This window comes from Dyadobacter sp. UC 10 (assembly GCF_008369915.1).
In the GTDB taxonomy this organism is placed as follows: Bacteria; Bacteroidota; Bacteroidia; order Cytophagales; family Spirosomataceae; genus Dyadobacter.
In genome coordinates this window covers 2,253,740-2,272,432 of the sequence record NZ_VSRN01000001.1, presented here as the reverse complement: position 1 = coordinate 2,272,432, position 18,693 = coordinate 2,253,740, and the positions used below count along the sequence as shown (strand labels likewise).

Here is an 18,693-nt window from a genome sequence, read left to right as displayed (position 1 = left end):
TATATAGTAACTAATACATTGAAAGGCGGGCGGTTTGCAACTTTACCCGCGTTTGCAGCGCGTTGTATATAAAAACCGTGCTAGAATTTCGGGCAGGAAAGTTGCCTTTTGCTGCTTTTGCTGCGGCGTTGCTTGGGTTCAAGCGGAGGAAAGATGTAAGACAAGGAAATTTCATGTGCCCCGCCGCTTCCAACGCCCAGCGTAGAAATTGTAAGATCGTAGCTATACCCAATTGAAAATTTATCCTGTCGAAAACCGGCCAGGAATATCAGAGACTCGTGATTGTTGATGTTCTGGGCGTATTTCTTGAAAGGAATGCCGCGGTACCAGGCACCGAGCACGAGTGGTTCAAGGGTCATATAAAGACCTGCGTCAAACTGGTCATATTTACCCTGTTTCTTATACATAATAGCAGGAGAGATTGTTTTCTCCTTGTCGATTTCATCCCCAAGAAATGTATATCCGGCGAAAGGAATACGCAATCCGGCTTGCAGGCTTGCCTTCACAGGTAGTCTTGCGTCTGTCAATCCTGAAAATGCCTGGTTCGGTCTGTTCAAATGGTGGGCAGAAATGCCCGCCCAGTACCAGTCGGAATACAGCATCGCACCCGCACCGAAATCGGCATAAAAAACATTGGGTCCGCCCTGCGCAAACGGGTCGTCGGAAGGATTCCCGGTCAGTCCGCCATTGTCATACTGATCGCCAAAAGTGAGACCGAAATAGTCAAGCGTACGCGAGGCAAAACCGCCCTGGATACCCAGTCGCAGGGAAGTCATTTCATTGAACTGGATCTGATAAGAATATTGCAGAGCTGCTTCGGTCGATTTCAAATTTCCCAATCCCTGGCTGTCCATGGTGACGAGCACGCCGACGCCACTATTGAAATTGGAAAAAAAAGCATCCGCTCCGAAAGACGTGGTTACAAAATTTGCAGAAAGGGAAGGCCACTGATTCCGGTAGTTAACGGTAGCGCGTGGAGCAAGTGCTCCTCCCGCCAATGCGGGGTTCAGGTACAATGGGTTTGCATAAAACTGTGAAAACTGAGGATCCTGACTCCAACCATCTATGCAAACCAGTGTCAGTATGAAAAGGCAAAGTATACGCTTGGTCATATATTTAACTTATAACCGCAAGGTAAATAGCGGTGAGGTTACGGGCCGTAAAAATTTGCCCAAATTAAAATTCACAAAATATCTTCAAATTGCGTATTAATATTCAAATTAGAGTGGTTTTTACCACTTTCCCGCACAAAATTTTAACATTTTATTTTCGTTAGTATTGTCGGGTAATCTGAATATTCAATGTGGTGGCTAGGGGTGTTTGAACTGTTAACGAAACATGGGGCGATTTTATAATAAGTACCTACAAATTTTTTGTGCTTTTTTCTTTCTTATGCTGCTTACGGCAGGATATGCAAAGGGACAGACGCAATTTTTGGTGGACGGACAGTGTATGCAGAACCCGGATTGTGAGGCAGATTCCACTTCATTCAGGGATACGCTGAGTACCGCAATTGCGTGGCAATGGAATTTCGGCGAAGGGACAGCAACAGATACGCGCCGTAACCCGCAGCATTCCTATATGGCGCCCGGCGCTTACACGGTTACTTTAACCCGCACGATCAGAGGCGGTTCACAGCAGACAGTCTCGCAGGTTGTCAATATCGGCGAGCTTCCGCCGGCTTTTCAGGAGTGGAAAACGGATACTACAATTTGCCCCGGTGACACGCTGATTTTGGATCCTTATCCAAATGGTGCTCCTCCCGGAGCCCGGTTTGTATGGTACCCGAAAGGCGATACTACGCAAACCTTAAATGTAGATAGTTCAGGCTGTTATTCGGTTGAGGTGATCTTGCCAAACGGGTGTAAAATCCAGGACCGCGTAAATGTAAAAATATGCATGGAGCCTTCCGCTCAGGAGGGTGCAAAATGGTATTTCGGAGGAAATGCGGGGCTTGACTTTTCAAACAGTCCGCCTACGCCTATTACCGATGGAAAAGCCAATACACCGGAAGGAACTTCGTCTATCGCCAATTCAAAAGGCCAGCTTTTGTTTTATTCCGATGGTATCACGATCTGGAATAAGAATAGCGAAGTAATGCCCTGTTTTAGTCCGGGGAATTGCGCGCCTTTAAAAGGAAGTCCCAACTCGACGCAATCCGTGCTTATAGTGCCTCAGCCGACCTGTAAGGGTTGTGAATACCTTTTTAACGTATTTACTACCTCAGATATCAATGGTGAAAAGCTGTTGACAGTAAGTGTGGTAGATATGCGGAGAAATAATGGCCTTGGCGCGATCATTGAGCAAAATACAACTTTACAGACACCTACGACCGAACGTATAGTGTCAGCCCGTAATGATCGTGACAGTACTTACTGGGTCATTTCACACGATTACGGCACTAATAAATTTCGCGTTTTTCATGCTACTAACGGCGGGCTTAACGAAAGTGGCACTTTTGATTTGGGAATAGCGCACGACAGCTTGCATAAGGCGGAAGGTTACATGAAATTTTCCTCGCCGGACAGTGCTACCGGACAAAGGAGGCTGGCGGTAATCGTACCGGGGCCGCCAAAGAACTATGTCGATCTGTTTTATTTCAACGATTCGACGGGCACACTCACGCATGATAAAACGGTAGATCTTGGACCTGCGCCGCCTATTGCCTATGGCATTGAATTTTCGCCGAGCGGTGAGAAGATGTACATTTCGTTTAAGGGTGAAAACGGCACGAGTTCTTACCTAAAACAGTACGATCTCACGCTGCCTGACAGCCTTTTAACGGAAACAGCAATTACCATTGACAGTTCAGCGACGCAAAAGTTTGGTGCATTGCAATTTGGGCCCGACGGACGCATTTATATGGCCATACAGGGAAGCGAATACCTTGCTGTGATCGGCGAGCCTGAAGGAAATTCACTTACCGGCGTCGAATATGAGCGGGATGGAGTGAATCTGGGCGGTCGTAACAGCCAGCTGGGATTGCCGAATATGGTTCAGGATTTTACGCAGGAATCGTCCGGGCCGGGTTTTGAGGCGGATGGATTTTGTACAAATGAGCCTACTACATTTCAGGCAAGCCCCATTTGTGATCCAATTGAAGATACGTATCAGTGGGACTTCCTGGGAGACGGCAGCTTTACTTCACCTTCAAAAGAAACGCAGGCCACTTACACTTACACGCAACCCGGAAAGTATATTGTGCGAATGCGGGCTATAAATAAGTGTGCTGATACAACGATTGTAGACACCATTACAATTTACGAAACGCCACCGCCAATCAATCTGGGTGCAGACAAAGATACCTGCGGTAATTTTGTCCCGCTCGATATGGGTGTTGAGGCTGAGGTATATGCATGGATTAATCGTGGAAGAGTAGTTTCACGCCAGAGAAAATACAATGCACCTGCAACCGGCCGTTATATTGCCGTTGCATTTAATGGCCCGCAAGGCGAATGCTATTCAGCTGATACCATTGAAATCACATTGCGCCGCCCGCCTCCATTTTCGATAGGGCCGGATACCACGCTTTGCCGCGACAGTTCTATTGTATTGCGCGTAGAAAGCGAAAGGTGGATTGAATTCGACTGGAGTACCGGCGAAGATACCCGGGAAGTGACCATCGGCCAGCCAGGTTCTTATACGGTAATAGTGAAAGACAGAAACGATTGCTATAATTCAGACACGATCCAGGTTGGAGAACTACCTTCGCCGATCCTGAACCTGGCCCCGGAGAATGTAATATGTCTCCCGGATGGACAATCGGTTATCCTGGATGCAAACGGGCAGGGCCGATTGTCGTATCTGTGGCCGCACTCGGGCGATACGACCCGAACGGTTACCGTGAATCAGGAAGGCATTTATGTGGTGCAGGCGACCAATGAGTTTGGCTGTGTGGCCGAAAAATCAACGACGGTTGTAGACAAATGCGAGCCTCGATTCTTTATTCCGGATGCATTCACGCCTGACGGAGAAGGCAGGAATGAGATTATGGAAATCTTCGGGGCGTATTTTACTAATTTCTCTATTCGCATTTATAACCGCTGGGGCGAAGTTATTTATGCTTCCAATAACCTGGAAGATCGCTGGGATGGTACCTACAAGGGTCAAAAAGTGTTGCCAGGATCGTATCCGTACGTACTTTCTTACGAGAGTCTCTATTACCCCGAGCGCAATCCGACTGTGAAGCGCGGCTCTGTGATGGTGATCCGTTGATCCTTCTTTTTGCAGATTAAAACAGTTATTTTTGATTATAGTTAATACCCGCCGCATACCAGCGGCGGGTATTTTTGAACAATACTATTCGATTTGAACATGCGCCAGGACTATCTGTCGGGAGATAAAGAGGGGTTATCCAATACGGAAAAAGAAATAGAGCGCGCTTTGCGTCCGCTTACTTTTGATGATTTTGCGGGGCAGGATAAAATCCTTGAAAACCTGAAAATTTTCGTTCAGGCAGCTCGGCAGCGGGGCGATGCATTGGATCATGTTCTGCTGCATGGACCTCCGGGACTCGGAAAAACGACTTTGTCCAACATTGTCGCCAATGAGCTAGGTGCTAATATAAAAATCACTTCCGGCCCCGTACTCGACAAGCCCAGTGACCTGGCCGGCCTGCTGACCAACTTACAGGAGCACGACGTACTTTTTATCGATGAAATCCATCGGCTCAACCCTATTGTGGAGGAATATCTTTATTCCGCAATGGAAGATTATAAAATTGATATCATGCTTGATAGCGGGCCGAATGCACGCAGCATTCAGATCGGCCTTAATCCATTTACATTAATCGGTGCCACTACACGCGCTGGTATGCTCACTTCACCTTTGCGTGCGCGTTTCGGGATTAATGCAAGGCTGGAATATTACGATGCGAAATTGCTTTCGTCTATATTAAAACGTTCAGCTGCTATTCTCGGAACCCCGCTGGAAGACGATGCTGCTTTTGAAATAGCTAGACGGAGCAGAGGTACCCCGCGTATTGCCAATAACCTGCTACGCCGTACACGCGATTTTGCACAAGTAAAAGGAAACGGCCGTATCACAATTCCAATAGCCGAAATGGCATTGTTGGCGCTTGATGTGGATCAGAATGGTTTGGATGAAATGGACAACCGTATTCTCAGTACCATCATCAACAAATTCAAAGGGGGGCCGGTTGGCCTATCGACGATTGCTACGGCTTGCGGCGAGGAGGCCGAAACGATAGAGGAAGTTTACGAGCCATTTCTGATTCAGGAAGGTTACATCAAAAGAACTTCCCGAGGCAGGGAAGTAACTGAAAAGGCATTCAAACACCTCGGAATTTTACCGAATTACAAGCCGGGCGAATTATTCTGAATGTTGTAATTTATTTAGTTTCAGGATTTAGCTAATAAATAAGAATAGAAGTAGTAAATTTGCGGTAAATTACTGACCGCCTCTATGATTGACGTGCTTGTATCTGAAAAATTGGTTGTGAGAGTGCCCTGTGCGGTGATCGAGCATAACGGGAAGATACTCGCCGGACAACGCAGTGCAGCTCTTTCCTTTCCACTGAAATGGGAATTCCCGGGTGGAAAAGTTGAACAAAACGAATCTGACGAGGAAGCACTGGTTCGTGAAATCAGAGAGGAGTTGAATGTAGAAATAAATATACTTCAAAGGCTTCCGGAAACTTCAAAAGACCAGGGCTGGCGCGAGATTATCCTGGTGCCTTTTATCTGCAGCCTGCATACTGCCAACATCGTTTTAACAGAGCACGAGCAAATTCTCTGGCTTGATCCGCTCGATCTTCTAACCCTTGACTGGACAGAAGCGGACCTGAATGTGATCCAGAATTACTTCGAATACTTATCGGTTAAATAACAACCGCTCGCCTTTTACCTCTTCATTAAATTTCCCGTCTTCGTAGACCAGATGCCCGGATACGAACGTATGCGTAACCTGGGAGTTGAACTTCGTTCCTTCAAATGGAGACCAGCCGCATTTAGAATATAAACCACTTGCTTCCACATTCGTAGTCGCATTCGTGTCTACCAAAATAAGATCTGCTTTGTAACCCTCGCGAATATAGCCACGGTCTTTGATCTGGAAACAATCGGCTACTGCGTGGCTCATTTTTTCAACTACCCGCTCGATTGAAATTTTACCTTCACTGCTCAGCTGCAGCATCACGTTCAGGGTATGCTGTACCAAAGGCAAACCGGATGGAGCCTGCCAGTAGTGCTGCGCTTTTTCTTCTATGGTATGGGGCGCGTGGTCGGTCGCGATCACGTCAATGCGGTTATCCAGCACCGCTTGCAGAATAGCTTCTTTATGATGCGGCGCTTTGATAGCGGGGTTGCATTTGATCTGGTTGCCTAACTTATGATAATCCTCCGCATCAAACCACAAATGATGTACACAAGCTTCCGCAGTGACCAGTTTGGGCTCACCATCGGAAAGCAATATCTGTCCGTTTTTCCGGTTTCCGATTTCAAAAAGCGATACTTCGTCACCGGTCGAAATATGCAGGATGTGTAGTCTTGTTTTATTTTTATGTGCAAGAGAAGTCGCGAAGGAAGACGATTTTAGGCAGGCCTCCTCGTTTCGAATCAATGCATGAATATTGTAAGGCACATTATCGCCGTACTGTTCCTTAAACATCTCCATTCGATGGCGTACAGTTGGTTCGTCCTCACAGTGAGTAGCAATAATGCAGGGGGCATTTGCGAATATCTTTTCCAAAACTCCCGGCGCATCTACCAGCATATTTCCAGTTGAAGACCCCATGAATATTTTGATCCCGCAAACCTGAGTAGGGTCAGTTTTCATTACTTCCTCATAGTTGTCGTTCGAGGCTCCCATGAAAAAGGAGTAGTTGGCCAGGGAAGTCTGCGCGCCAATCCGGTACTTATCTTCGAGAAGCGCCTGGGTGAGCGTATTGGGTACCGTATTCGGCATTTCCATGAATGAGGTAACCCCACCAGCCACTGCCGCTTTGGATTCGGTGTAAATATTAGCCTTATGGGTCAGCCCAGGCTCCCTGAAATGAACCTGGTCATCGATCACGCCGGGCATCAGGTATTTGCCTTTCGCGTCGATTATTCTGTCGGCTGAAATGTGTTGTAAATTTTTTCCTATGCTTTTAATGTGACCATTTTCAATTAATACGTCTAAATCCTGAACCGTATTTTCATTTACTACCTGAGCATTAACTATCAATGTCGTCATATCGCGATAAGAATTTTCTTTCCAAAGTTATCCAGTCATTCCAAAAAGCCCATTATTATTTTAAAAATGATTCTCTACAAGTTTCTTTCAGATTTAACAGACCTCATTTTTCCGCGCTGCTGCACAGGCTGCGATCAGCCTTTAATCGGAAGTGAGGCAACATTATGTACGTTTTGCCGGATTTCACTTCCCAGGATCGGGCAAAGCGGCCTGCATGCGGATACGCTGCGCTACAAATTTGTAAACGAACCGCGCGTGCTGCTGACGCATTCATTTTTACTTTTTACCAAGAAAAGCAAAGTGCAAAAGCTGCTGCACGCATTGAAATATCGGGGTAACCAGGAGATCGGGTTGGTTTTGGGTCAAATGTTTGGACAGGAAATGCAAAACGCAGGAATACTTCCATCGGTCGATTTGATCATCAGCGTTCCTCTGCATTTAAAAAAGAGAAAAAGCCGTGGCTATAATCAGAGCGATCTGCTGGCTCAGGGTTTCTCAGAATCCACGGGAATTCCATGGTCGGGTAACGCGCTGAAAAGGATCATATACACGGAAACGCAGACTGGCAAAAATAAGATTGAACGCCGGGAAAATGTGAAAGGCGTATTTGAGGTCGAAAACACATTCGCAGCAAAAAAGGTAATCATCATTGACGATGTGCTGACTACCGGAGCTACGCTCGAAGAATGCGTACAGACGCTAGCAAGTGCAGGCTGCGACGAATTCTACATTCTGACAATCGCACTGGCTCAGCATTAAAAAAGCCGCTACCTGTGCAGATAGCGGCTTTTTTAATATTTTCTTGGTCAAATTATTCTTTGTGACTACCAGTGGCGATCATCGCGCAACGGAAACCAACCATTGCCGTTGCCGAATCCTGATCCATATAGCGACGAGTCCCCGGAGATAACCAGTATGCAACGTCAGACCAGGAGCCGCCTTTGTAAACTCTCAGCTTGTCATCAACAAGTGAGTTGGCGTTTTTAGTATCGTAGTTTTTAGCATCATCCTGGTAACCGTCGCGACGGAAGGAGTTCAAATCGTTTACGTCTGAGTTGGAAAGCGGACGATAAACATCATAAACCCACTCACTTACGTTACCCGCCATATCGTACAGTCCATTGTCATTTGCAGGATATGAACGGATTTCCTGAGTGATGATAGCACCGTCATTAGATTTTCCAGCAATACCGGCATAATCGCCAGGACCACGTTTAAAGTTGGCAAGCATTGTTCCCTGCTTCCGGCCACGTGGCTGACGCATTGTAGAACCATCCCATGGATAAATTCTTGAATTGGACTGGTTTTCGTCGGAATACTGGGTTCCGATCATCGCCATCGCGGCATATTCAAATTCTGCCTCTGTTGGCAGACGATATGGAGGCATTACGTAGCCACTTTCAATTCTAAGTTGCGGGGCTGGGGCAGCTTCTGCTGTTGCGACTGCCTCACCTTCCGCTTTTTTCTTCTTGCCGAAAGAGAAGCCTTTCTTTTTCTTGCCGCCTGCAGCAGCTGCACCGGCCGTATTGTTAGCCTGACTCACAGCAGCTGTACGCCACGCACAATAATCATTAGCCTGAACCCATGAAACACCTACCACCGGGTAAAGGCGGAAACCAGGGTGACGCAGGTACATGGTCACGTAAGAGTCGTTGAAAGACAATTCGTTGAACCAAACGTTTGTATCAGGTAATGCTTTGCTGTAAAATTCCTCAGATGAATCTCTTTGAACTGCGTTCAGGTATTCAAGATAGTGAACATTGGCAACCTCAGTCTGATCCATATAAAAGGACTGGATACTTACTGTTCTTTTTGGGTTATCTCTTCTTGCCATCACATCTTCTTCCAGCGAGCCCATTGTAAAACGGCCTCCCTCAATATATACAAGGTCGGGACCCGCAGGCAGCGCCTTGTATTGCTTTACTTCAAAGCCATCCTTGCCATTGTATGCCAACCCTGTTTTAGAACTCGTCTTACCAGGTTTCAAGCTGGTAGGTCTCTTGTTCTTACTACATGAAGTAGCCGCTAATAACACAATCAACATCAACGCGATCGACCGGGTACCCATCTTTTGCATGCAAATCATTGCTTAAAGTGACTTTATAGTTTTGTATTTTGTAGTATGCGAAACCGCAAATTTATGAAATGAAACTAGAATATTTTTAAAAATCAATTAGCTCGTCATTTCGGCCAGGATATTCCGGGCCTGATCTATACTTTTGACATCCTCGCAAATCAGGATCAACTTACCTTTTTGATCCTTTAAAGAGATTTGTTTAGGATGTTTTTTAATGTATTCAATAACCTGTCCGAACCTGGCTGACTGAAAAAATTCGTCATTCTGCGAAGTAACGAAGTATCCTTTCATTGTATTGCTCTTCAAAGTTAGTTTTTCGAAGTGCAAACTCTCTGCTTTCCAGCGTAAACGCACGGTTTTTAACAAATCCTGAACTTCCGAAGGGATAGGCCCGAACCTGTCCAGTATCTCCTGTTCAAATTTCGAAAGCTCATCCTCAGTTTCAATATTGTCAAGGCGGGTATATAACGACAATCTTTCTGAAATATTTTTAACATATTCATCGGGAATTAATGTCGCAAAATCGGTTTCAATCTGCGTATCCGGAACCAGTTTTGCAGGTAATCCCAGTGCATTTGCGAAGAGATCCTTAAACTCATTATTCTTTAATTCCTGAACCGCCTCGTCGAGCATTTTGTGGTAAAGTTCGTAGCCCAGATCATTGACAAAACCGCTCTGCTCAGCGCCCAGCAAGTTTCCTGCTCCCCGGATATCCAGGTCGCGCATAGCCACTTTGAAACCGTCGCCCAGCTCTGAGAATTCTTCCAGTGTTTGCAAACGTTTCCGCGAATCGCTCGCAAGGGTGGAAACAGATGGGGTAAGCAAATAACAGAATGCTTTCCGGTTTGAACGTCCTACCCGGCCACGCATTTGGTGCAGGTCAGACAAACCAAACATGTGCGCCGTATTAATAATGATCGTATTTGCATTGGCGATATCAATCCCGGATTCAATGATATTGGTCGAAACCAGCACATCATATTCTCCTTCAATAAAACCGACCATAACTTTCTCCAGCTTGTCGCCGTCCATCTGACCATGCGCCACGCCGATTCTCACATCTGGTACCAGCCTTAAAATGATATTCGCAATAGATTCAATATCATTGACACGGTTGTGAACAAAAAAGACCTGTCCGCCGCGATTCACCTCAAAGCTGATCGCGTCGCGGATAAACTCTTCGCTGAAAGTATGCACTTCGGTAGTAACGGGCTGCCTGTTGGGCGGCGGGGTCGCAATCACCGAAAGGTCCCGCGCGCCCATGAGAGAGAAATGTAAAGTTCGGGGGATCGGGGTAGCTGTTAGTGTTAAAACGTCCACATTTACCCGCATTTCCTTCAACCGGTCCTTTGCTTTTACCCCGAATTTTTGTTCTTCATCAATAATCAACAGGCCCAGGTCTTTGAATTTGACATCTTTATTCAAAATCCGGTGCGTACCTATTAGTATGTCGATCTTACCTTCCTCGGCCTGTTTTAAAGTTTCCTTGATCTCTTTCGGCGATTTGAAACGATTGATATACCCCACCTTCGCCGGGAAATCGGAAAGCCGCTCGCTGAAAGTTTTGAAATGCTGCATCGCCAAGATGGTAGTTGGCACCAGCACAGCCACTTGCTTACTATCACAAACTGCCTTAAATGCAGCCCGGATCGCGATTTCTGTTTTACCAAAACCTACATCCCCGCACACAAGCCTGTCCATCGGGTGCGCTTTTTCCATATCGTCCTTCACATTCGTCGTAGCAGTAGCCTGATCGGGCGTGTCTTCATATATAAAGGAGGATTCCAGCTCGGCCTGCATATAATTATCAGGCGAATAGGGAAATCCCGGCGCCTGCCTGCGTTTGGCGTACAAAGCGATCAGCTCGTGGGCAATATCTTTGAGCTGCTTTTTGACTTTCGATTTTTTCGCTTCCCATTCACCCGAGCCCAGTTTGCTCATCGCGGGCGGCGTACCTTCTTTACCGGTGTATTTGGCGATCTTGTGCAGGTTATGCACACTCACATACAGCAGATCATTATCGCGGTAAATCAGCCTGATCGCCTCCTGCTCTTTTCCGTTCACATCTTTCCGTTCCAGACCAGCGAAGCGGCCGATGCCATAATCTACGTGCGTCACGAAATCACCCGGCTGCAGTGATTTCAGCTCCTTTAATGTGATCGCTTTCGATTTGGTAAACTTGTCCTTTAACCGGTATTTGTGAAAGCGGGCAAATATCTGGTGATCCGTGTAGCATGCAACTTTTACATGATCATCCACAAAACCTTCCCGCAGCGAAATGTGCATCGGGCGGAATTTTACAAATGGATCCAGGTCTTCAAAAATGCGTTCGAGCCGGTCGAGCTGTTTCGGCTGCTCGGCTACGATAATATTCACATATCCTTTTGATTGATTTTCGGAAAGATCGTCAAGTAACCGCTTGAAGTCTTTGTTAAATGAAGGCTGCGGCTTGGAGGAATAGGGGATTTTGGTTTCGGTTTTGAAATAGGATTTTTTTCCAAACTCAACCGTTTTAAATTTCTTCACCTGCGCCAGAAAACCTCTGCGGGTTTCGAACAGGTCCTGCGGATTTGATACGATCTGAACACCGCCGCCGGTTACTTCTTCCAATGCTTTTTCGGCTTTTTCAAAACAGTTTTCGATTACTTCCAGCGTCAGCTCAGCATCTTTAAACCATATGGTCGTTTCAGCCGGAAGGAAGTTCAGAAACGATTCCCTCGTCTCGTGCGACAGTTTTTGCTGAATATCCGGGACAATATTGATCTGCTTCGCCGTTTCAACCGAAAGCTGGGTATCCGGGTCAAAAGAGCGGATACTTTCGACTTCGTCACCAAAAAGCTCGATCCGGAATGGATGTTCGTTGGCAAATGAAAATACATCCAGAATACCCCCGCGCACCGAAAATTGCCCCGCTTCAAATACAAAATCAGTGATCTCGAAACCATAGCTTGTTAAAAACTCGGTCAGGAATGACGGGTCCAATTTCTCGCCGACTTTCACCGAAAAAGTATTAGCCTTTAATGATCTTTTATTGATCACTTTTTCAAACAAAGCTTCGGGATATGTTACCAGTTGTATCGGCGTGGAGCGGCTCACATTGAGCTTGTTCAGGATCTCGCCACGCATCAGTACATTGGCATTATCCACTTCTTCGTAGTGATACGGCCTTTTATAGGAAGTAGGGTAAAAAAGGACCTCCGTTTTTCCAAGCAGGTTTTGCAGGTCATTCTGGAAATACGCAGCCTCGTCGCGGTCACTTAGTATGTAAAGGGCCGGACTTTTTTTTCTTTGCTGGATCGCCGCCGTTACAACCGCATCCAGGCTGCCAACCAACCCTTTAACTTGAATATGAGCCGATTCGGGATTTTTAGAACCGATCTGTTCGATTAGCAGATCCATGTAACCCTCGCCTCCGTATAGTGTCAATAAGTCCTTAACGTCCAAGTAGTTTAGATTAAATCGCGGCAGTTGCCGACTGTGGAATTTAAACGCAAAAAGCCGTTTCGGAGATTTTCCCGACCGGCAAAAAAGGTAACATCAGCGCGGAAGTTTTCGTTTGCCGTTCTGATGTGTTACAAAAATAAAGCCAAATGCAGCATCTTACAAGTTACGCTTCTGTTAACACACTTCCATTTCGTGCCTATATTCGCATATTCCGCTTACTTTTTAACTTTTGAATGCGAAGTTGATGATCGACTGGCTTAATAAGATGATTTCCCTGGGAATATTCGTCACAACGCCCCTGGAAATCCTCGGTTTCGTGACTGGCGCGATTTATGTGTACCTCAATACCCGACAAAATGTAATTAGCTGGTTTTTCGGGATCGTAAATGCACTCTTGTATGCGGCGGTTTTCTGGCAGGTAAGGTTATATGCAGATACAGGTTTGCAGGGCTATTATTTTTTTACGAGCATTTATGGCTGGTGGATGTGGAAATTCGGCGGGGCAAATCACGAAGAGCTGAAGGTAAGTCTGACACCCAAAAAGCTATACCCCGTTTTCGCAGCCATTTTTGTAGTAGGGAGTATATTATGGGGGTTTTTACTGGCAAAATTCACCAACGCGAGTTTCACCTATCTCGACTCGGCACTTACCATCGCCAGCCTGATCGGTCAATGGATGCTGGCCAGGAAATACCTCGAAAACTGGATTATCTGGATCCTCGCCGACGCCTGTTATGTGGTCCTTTACTTCTACAAAGCATTAAACCTCACTGCATTTCTGTACTTCGTATTTTTGATACTGGCGATGATAGGTTATGTGAGGTGGCGGAGGGATGTGTTACGGGTGTAGGGGTGTCATTTGTGGTCAGGAGTGGTCATTTTTTGTTCGGAACGGTTCGGTGTTGTTCGAGATGGTTCGATGTTGTTCGGAACGGTTTGGTGTTGGGGATAAGGAACATGAATCTATATAACTATCAATGACAATCAATGACAACAAATGACAACCACAGCAACACCAGACAACTTCGAACCATCCCCAACAACGTCGAACCACCCCTAACCCCTAAAGAACCCCAAACACAATCTCCTGCTCTTCCAGCAGCGCCTGAATGCGGTCGGATTGTTGGAAAATGATGCGTAGTTCTTTTTTGTCGACACCTTCCTCGTCGTCAAGCCACTTCCAGTCTTCGGCTGTTGCGTCGAGCATATCGATGATCGTGAGGATCTTCTCGCGAGATTTTTCTTTGGACAGCCAATCCTCCGAATTGCTGATGTAAATAATGATCTGCTTCGAACCGATCCAGGAAAGGTCATTCAGCATTTCGTCGAGTTCTTCCAGAGTGGTGCCTTCGTAATCAGGAAATTGCAGTGCCTCCGAGATCTGGTTGTGAAAGTCTTTGATAGCCAGCGCGCTTTTTCCGTCAATATGTGCGATGACAGCGGCGTGAAAGGTTTTCTGTACCTCCGTTTCATTTGGCGCGACCAGAAAGTGCGTGTTCTTCATTATTTATTTCAAATATCGTTTTCTGAATAAATGCATCATATGCACGTTAATTGCCCATTGATCTGCCAGTGGCTGATTGGTAAATGGCACCGTGGGTAAGTAATGAGGCGGGCCGAATTCGGTTAAAACGGTCAGCGTTTCGCCATTTTTTACCTTTTGTTCCACCACTGCGTCCCACCAGGCCAGGTGTGCTTTAACAGTTGCTTCCCATTCCGGTGCACGCGGATCGTTCACCTGCGGCCCCTCTTCATGCCCGATGCGGGAGTGAATGTGGCCCGTGCGTGACAATGCGAGTTTGATTGTTTCCTGCTGATCCTGCAACAGGCTTTCGTGCACATTACACCAGTGTGAAATATCCAGCGTCAGTTTTAGCTCCGGATTTTTCTCCATAAAATCCTTTGCAATATGCGCAGCAAAAAGCATTCTTCCGCGATGCGTTTCGTGGTAAATAGGTATACCGCTCTTCGCAGTAGCTGCAGTGGTATGGTCTATAAATGCTTTATTTTGTTCGTAGTTAAAGAAATCCTTTCCGCTGTGACAATTGATATACAATGGTTTTTGCTCAAATTCAGTGGTCGCTGCATCAATCTGTTTCTTGAAAACATCCAGATGCGCAGCATATTCCCTTTCTCCCGACCCGCACAAAAATCCTACGTCCAAACTATATTTTTTCAACGCCGCAAGCAGCTCGTTCCGCTTTTCCTTTGTTCCCGGCCACCAGATTTCCAGCCCGTCGTACCCTTCTTTTTTAACAGCTGCGCAGAAAGCGTCGGTGTTGCCCGCGAAGCCCCAGTTGGTACCGAATATTTTCAAAGAAAACTTGTCTGCGAATTGAAAAGGCGCTTTTTCCGCATCCGAGATAGCCTCAAAGCCCGTTAATACTCCCGCTGTGGCGATCGCACTGCTCATAAATTTCCGACGGTTCATGTTATTGTTTTTTGACTTCTTCTTTGCCCGTTGTGTCCCCGGCTTTCAGGAATTGCGCTACCGCCGCCTCATTGAATCCATTCACTACCAACAGGTTGGGGTTTTGCTTGCCGACCTGGCTCACCGCACTGTCCGTAACCGCCGACTGCCACACATAAATCGAACGCAACGCCTTCATGCCGGCCACCGTTTTCAAACCTTCATCGCCAACCTTGGTATCCACGATATTGATGTATTCCAGATAAGGAAGTGATTTTAATGCTACAATACCTTTGTCGGTAATGCCGGTATGTTCAATGTGCAGCTTGCTGAGATTCGGAAATTTGGCGATCTGCTGCAATGCCGCGTCCGTGATTTTCGTGCCGCCGAGTTTTAGCCAGGTAATCTGCTGCGCAACAGGTTGCAGTAGCTCCATTTGTTTATCACTAAACCCGGGCAAATTTACTGCGCTGATTTCCAATAGGTTCTGATCCTGGGACAGTGTATTGACGATCAGCCCCGTTTTCCTCAGATTTTCGACTGCCTGGTTATTGGCCTCAGGGACTTTCAAACTCAATACCGCCGATGCTGTCGCCGCGCCAGTACCCGCTGGTGCTTCCTTTCCCAACGACGCCAATGCAGGCTTAACCGCTTCCGAAACAGTCATTTGGGATACTTTTTTGTCAGCCGAAGCGCCCTGGTCGATCCACCACGAAAGGAGTGCGATCTGATCGGTCGTTAATTGCGGCTTGCCTTTTGGCGGCATATGATCATCGTCGCTTTCGGGCAGCAGACACCTTTTAATCATATCGCTTTCGGCCCCTTTACCGGCAACTAATGCAGGCCCGCCTTCGCCACCTTTCATCAGCAACGCAAGCTGGTCCATGCGGAGGTCGCCTTTGCTTTTGCTGGCGTTGTGGCATTGGGTACATTTTGCTTGGAGGATCGGCTGCACAATATCGGCATAAACAACAGCCTGCTGTACATCCGCAATTGGCTTTATTTCAGTAGGTTTCTCTTCTATCGGGGGCAAACCTGCCAGTCCGCGGAAAGGCTCAGGAGTATATTGGGTGAGGTAACCTTCCCCGTGCGTCAGCGAGCCGCCATCGTGGCCGGCACTCAGCGTAAGAACTGTTGCGATTAAAATAGCCGGGAGATAAACCACCTTACCGGAAGGTATTGCTTTCGAGAGCCGGTCGGATTTGACGAGCCAGGCGACCCATGCAAAAGCAGCGACGCCGATTCCTTTCCACATGTGGTTGTCGAGTAGTTCAACATCATAGCCGCCTGTTAATGAAAGCAGATAACCCGCAATACATGCAAAGGTCGAGGTAATGGCAGACCAGAGTAGTATAAACACAACTGTACCCTCGCTGACGTTGATTTTGCCCCAACGCCTGCCCAGTTCAAGTACAGCCGCAATCAATAAAAAACCAATGGGAAAATGGACGATTGCAGGGTGAAACCTGCCAATAAACGTAGCCCAGGCAGAGTCCTGAAGTAAAATGTAATGCATGATCAGGGGTTTAGTATCAATCTTAAATATGTGTGTATTAATTTTTTACAATCTGAAAACCTCGGGAAGACTGAACGCCTGGGGCGAATTATCTATGTTTACATCCATTATATCCGCCATAAAGTCCCACCATTTTTTCATAATCGGCAATGCGGCGAGCACGGAGGTGGTATCATTTTCCCTCAGTTTTTGAAAAGCAAAAAGAGCCAGCGTTCTTTCGTCTAAAAAAATGTAGTATTCCAGTACGCCCGCATTTTTTAAGAGTTCAGACAGTTCCGGCCAGATTTCGTCGTGCCGCTTTTTGTATTCTTTTTCAAAACCCGGCTTTAACTGCATCCGGAAAGCTTTCACTGTTGTGTTCTCCATTATTTAATTTCTAAGCGAGTACCTCTTTAACAACTTTTCCTTCCGTGTCGGTAAGCCGGAAGTTTCTTCCCTGGAACGGATAGGTAAATTTTTCGTGATCAAAACCCATCAAATGCAGGATAGTAGCTTGCAAATCATGTACATGCACCCTGCCTTTGGTACCATAGTAACCAAGTTCATCTGTCTCGCCGTGCGAGAAACCCTGCTTCACCCCGCCGCCCGCCATCCACATCGTGAATGCATCCAAATGGTGATCGCGACCCATATAAGGCATTACAAGTCCGTTTCTATTCTCCTGCATCGGCGTTCTGCCAAATTCTGCACCCCAGATTATGAGGGTTTCTTCTAAAAGGCCGCGCATCTTCAAATCTTTGATCAATGCTGCAACCGGTTGATCCGACTCGCGGCATTTCTGGCGAAGGCCGCCTTCCACATTGTGGTCTTTCGAGGTTCCGTGTCCGTCCCAACCCCAGTCAAAGAGCTGCACAAACCGCACATCGTTTTCAACCAGCTTCCGCGCCAGCAGACAGTTCATGGCGAAAGTCCCATCACCGGGCTTAACACCGTACATATCCAGGATGAATTGCGGCTCTTTAGAAACATCCATTACCTCTGGTACGGACATTTGCATCCGGAAGGCCATCTCATATTGGCTAATCCTTGTGAGGATTTCCGGATCTTTTACATCTTCGTAAGTCTGCTTATTGATTTCGTTGATGGCTTCGATAGTCTGCTTGCGCATATCGCGGTTCATGCCGCTCGGATCGCTCACGTAAAGTACCGGGTCGCCGCCGGTCCGGCACTGCACACCCTGGTATACCGAAGGAAGGAAACCGCTTCCAAATACACTTTTGCCTGCGTCGGGTTGCTGTCCACCCGAGGCGAGTACAATGAATCCAGGAAGATTTTGATTTTCTGATCCCAAACCATACACAGACCATGCTCCCAGGCTAGGCCGGCCCAACCTCGGACTTCCCGTGTGCATCAGCAACTGCGCAGGCGCGTGATTGAACTGATCGGTATGCATGGCTTTGAGGAATGTGATCTCATCGGCTACCGTCTGCAGATAAGGCACGTAATCCGACATCCAGGCTCCCGATTGTCCATATTGAGCAAAGCGACTTTGCGGCCCCAGCATTTTGGGTACTCCCTGGATAAAAGCAAATTTTTTGCCTTCCAGAAACTCCGCAGGGCAATCTTTCCCGTGATATTTCATCAGCTCCGGCTTATAATCAAAAAGCTCAAGCTGGGAGGGAGCGCCGGCCATGTGAATATAAATCACCCGCTTCGCCTTGGGCGCAAATTGCGGAATCCGCGATTTGGCAGTATTACCCACCGGGCCATCAGCCGCAGAAGAAGTACCGCAAGAATCCAGCATCTTCCCCAATCCCAATGCACCCAGTCCAAATCCTACCGACTGCAAAAAATGCCGCCTCGTCTGATGCAGCAATGTCGCATGTTGTAATTCCCTTGTTAGCTTTTCCATCTCTCTGTATCCCCGGGCTGAAGCCCGGGGCAATTGATTTTTTGTTGCTGATTTTCGGGCTTCGCCCTTAATCCTGATCTATTCTGCATTTACCCAGGGCAGAAGCCCGGGCAAACCCCAAATTCAATTTCCGTCGACTTCCGTCGACGGTATTAGGGGGCGGGGCACACCGTAAAAAGGCAAATCGCCCAGGCCACACG

The 18,693-nt window shown here is 47.0% G+C and carries 14 protein-coding genes; 5 read left to right on the top strand and 9 right to left on the bottom strand.

What is annotated here, in order from left to right:
• Positions 1–80: 80 nt before the first annotated feature.
• Positions 81–1,112, bottom strand: coding sequence for a PorP/SprF family type IX secretion system membrane protein (locus FXO21_RS09240; RefSeq protein WP_149639813.1), 1,032 nt, complete (start codon positions 1,110–1,112; stop codon positions 81–83).
• Positions 1,113–1,392: 280 nt separating this feature from the next.
• Between FXO21_RS09240 and FXO21_RS09235 the strand changes: the two genes are divergently transcribed.
• From FXO21_RS09235 to FXO21_RS09225, 3 genes are all read left to right on the top strand, one after another.
• On the top strand, positions 1,393–4,215 hold the full coding sequence (locus FXO21_RS09235) for a PKD domain-containing protein (protein ID WP_149639812.1): 2,823 nt from the start codon (positions 1,393–1,395) through the stop codon (positions 4,213–4,215).
• Positions 4,216–4,314: 99 nt separating this feature from the next.
• Positions 4,315–5,340: a Holliday junction branch migration DNA helicase RuvB gene (gene ruvB, locus FXO21_RS09230; RefSeq protein ID WP_149639811.1), complete on the top strand. Its 1,026-nt coding sequence runs from the start codon at positions 4,315–4,317 to the stop codon at positions 5,338–5,340.
• A gap of 84 nt (positions 5,341–5,424) precedes the next feature.
• Positions 5,425–5,847 carry a (deoxy)nucleoside triphosphate pyrophosphohydrolase gene (locus FXO21_RS09225; protein ID WP_149639810.1) on the top strand — a complete coding sequence of 141 codons (423 nt, stop codon included), beginning with the start codon at positions 5,425–5,427 and terminating at the stop codon, positions 5,845–5,847.
• Here the strand turns inward: FXO21_RS09225 and FXO21_RS09220 are convergent.
• Entirely contained in the window at positions 5,833–7,194 is a 1,362-nt protein-coding gene (locus tag FXO21_RS09220; RefSeq protein WP_149639809.1) for a dihydroorotase, read from the bottom strand. The two genes, FXO21_RS09225 and FXO21_RS09220, sit on opposite strands and share 15 nt — an antisense overlap.
• Before the next feature lie 66 nt (positions 7,195–7,260).
• Here FXO21_RS09220 and FXO21_RS09215 point away from each other — a divergent pair, with 66 nt between their 5' ends.
• Positions 7,261–7,953: a ComF family protein gene (locus tag FXO21_RS09215; RefSeq protein WP_149639808.1), complete on the top strand. Its 693-nt coding sequence runs from the start codon at positions 7,261–7,263 to the stop codon at positions 7,951–7,953.
• Positions 7,954–8,005: 52 nt separating this feature from the next.
• On the opposite strand, the gene gldJ is transcribed toward FXO21_RS09215, so the two are convergent.
• The gene (gene gldJ, locus FXO21_RS09210; RefSeq protein WP_149639807.1) at positions 8,006–9,271 is read right to left on the bottom strand and encodes a gliding motility lipoprotein GldJ; all 1,266 of its coding nucleotides are present in this window, start codon (positions 9,269–9,271) and stop codon (positions 8,006–8,008) included.
• A 96-nt stretch (positions 9,272–9,367) separates the two neighbouring features.
• Entirely contained in the window at positions 9,368–12,715 is a 3,348-nt protein-coding gene (gene mfd, locus FXO21_RS09205) for a transcription-repair coupling factor (protein WP_149639806.1), read from the bottom strand.
• A 244-nt stretch (positions 12,716–12,959) separates the two neighbouring features.
• Between mfd and pnuC the strand changes: the two genes are divergently transcribed.
• A complete protein-coding gene (gene pnuC, locus FXO21_RS09200; RefSeq protein ID WP_149643433.1) occupies positions 12,960–13,565 on the top strand; it encodes a nicotinamide riboside transporter PnuC in 606 nt (201 codons plus the stop codon).
• Positions 13,566–13,778: 213 nt separating this feature from the next.
• On the opposite strand, the gene FXO21_RS09195 is transcribed toward pnuC, so the two are convergent.
• From FXO21_RS09195 to FXO21_RS09175, 5 genes are read right to left on the bottom strand one after another with little or no spacing between them, the layout of a single operon-like run.
• A complete protein-coding gene (locus FXO21_RS09195) occupies positions 13,779–14,219 on the bottom strand; it encodes a barstar family protein (protein ID WP_149639805.1) in 441 nt (146 codons plus the stop codon).
• 3 nt (positions 14,220–14,222) lie between these two features.
• Positions 14,223–15,146, bottom strand: coding sequence for a sugar phosphate isomerase/epimerase family protein (locus FXO21_RS09190; RefSeq protein WP_149639804.1), 924 nt, complete (start codon positions 15,144–15,146; stop codon positions 14,223–14,225).
• Position 15,147: 1 nt separating this feature from the next.
• A complete protein-coding gene (locus tag FXO21_RS09185; protein ID WP_149639803.1) occupies positions 15,148–16,641 on the bottom strand; it encodes a c-type cytochrome domain-containing protein in 1,494 nt (497 codons plus the stop codon).
• Between the two features lie 45 nt (positions 16,642–16,686).
• Positions 16,687–17,007, bottom strand: a complete 321-nt coding sequence (gene rhaM, locus FXO21_RS09180; RefSeq protein ID WP_149639802.1) for an L-rhamnose mutarotase — start codon at positions 17,005–17,007, stop codon at positions 16,687–16,689.
• A 10-nt stretch (positions 17,008–17,017) separates the two neighbouring features.
• A complete protein-coding gene (locus FXO21_RS09175) occupies positions 17,018–18,493 on the bottom strand; it encodes a DUF1501 domain-containing protein (RefSeq protein ID WP_149639801.1) in 1,476 nt (491 codons plus the stop codon).
• Between the last annotated feature and the right edge of the window lie 200 nt (positions 18,494–18,693).

Bases quoted from the DNA above. Each gene is read 5' to 3' on its own strand.
- gldJ (WP_149639807.1), bottom strand. From the start codon at position 9,271: ATGCAAAAGATGGGTACCCGGTCGATCGCGTTGATGTTGATTGTGTTA.
- pnuC (WP_149643433.1), top strand. From the start codon at position 12,960: ATGATCGACTGGCTTAATAAGATGATTTCCCTGGGAATATTCGTCACA.
- FXO21_RS09235 (WP_149639812.1), top strand. From the start codon at position 1,393: ATGCTGCTTACGGCAGGATATGCAAAGGGACAGACGCAATTTTTGGTG.
- FXO21_RS09175 (WP_149639801.1), bottom strand. From the start codon at position 18,493: ATGGAAAAGCTAACAAGGGAATTACAACATGCGACATTGCTGCATCAG.
- FXO21_RS09240 (WP_149639813.1), bottom strand. From the start codon at position 1,112: ATGACCAAGCGTATACTTTGCCTTTTCATACTGACACTGGTTTGCATA.
- FXO21_RS09215 (WP_149639808.1), top strand. From the start codon at position 7,261: ATGATTCTCTACAAGTTTCTTTCAGATTTAACAGACCTCATTTTTCCG.
- FXO21_RS09195 (WP_149639805.1), bottom strand. From the start codon at position 14,219: ATGAAGAACACGCACTTTCTGGTCGCGCCAAATGAAACGGAGGTACAG.
- FXO21_RS09225 (WP_149639810.1), top strand. From the start codon at position 5,425: ATGATTGACGTGCTTGTATCTGAAAAATTGGTTGTGAGAGTGCCCTGT.
- FXO21_RS09185 (WP_149639803.1), bottom strand. From the start codon at position 16,641: ATGCATTACATTTTACTTCAGGACTCTGCCTGGGCTACGTTTATTGGC.
- rhaM (WP_149639802.1), bottom strand. From the start codon at position 17,007: ATGGAGAACACAACAGTGAAAGCTTTCCGGATGCAGTTAAAGCCGGGT.
- ruvB (WP_149639811.1), top strand. From the start codon at position 4,315: ATGCGCCAGGACTATCTGTCGGGAGATAAAGAGGGGTTATCCAATACG.
- FXO21_RS09190 (WP_149639804.1), bottom strand. From the start codon at position 15,146: ATGAACCGTCGGAAATTTATGAGCAGTGCGATCGCCACAGCGGGAGTA.
- FXO21_RS09220 (WP_149639809.1), bottom strand. From the start codon at position 7,194: ATGACGACATTGATAGTTAATGCTCAGGTAGTAAATGAAAATACGGTT.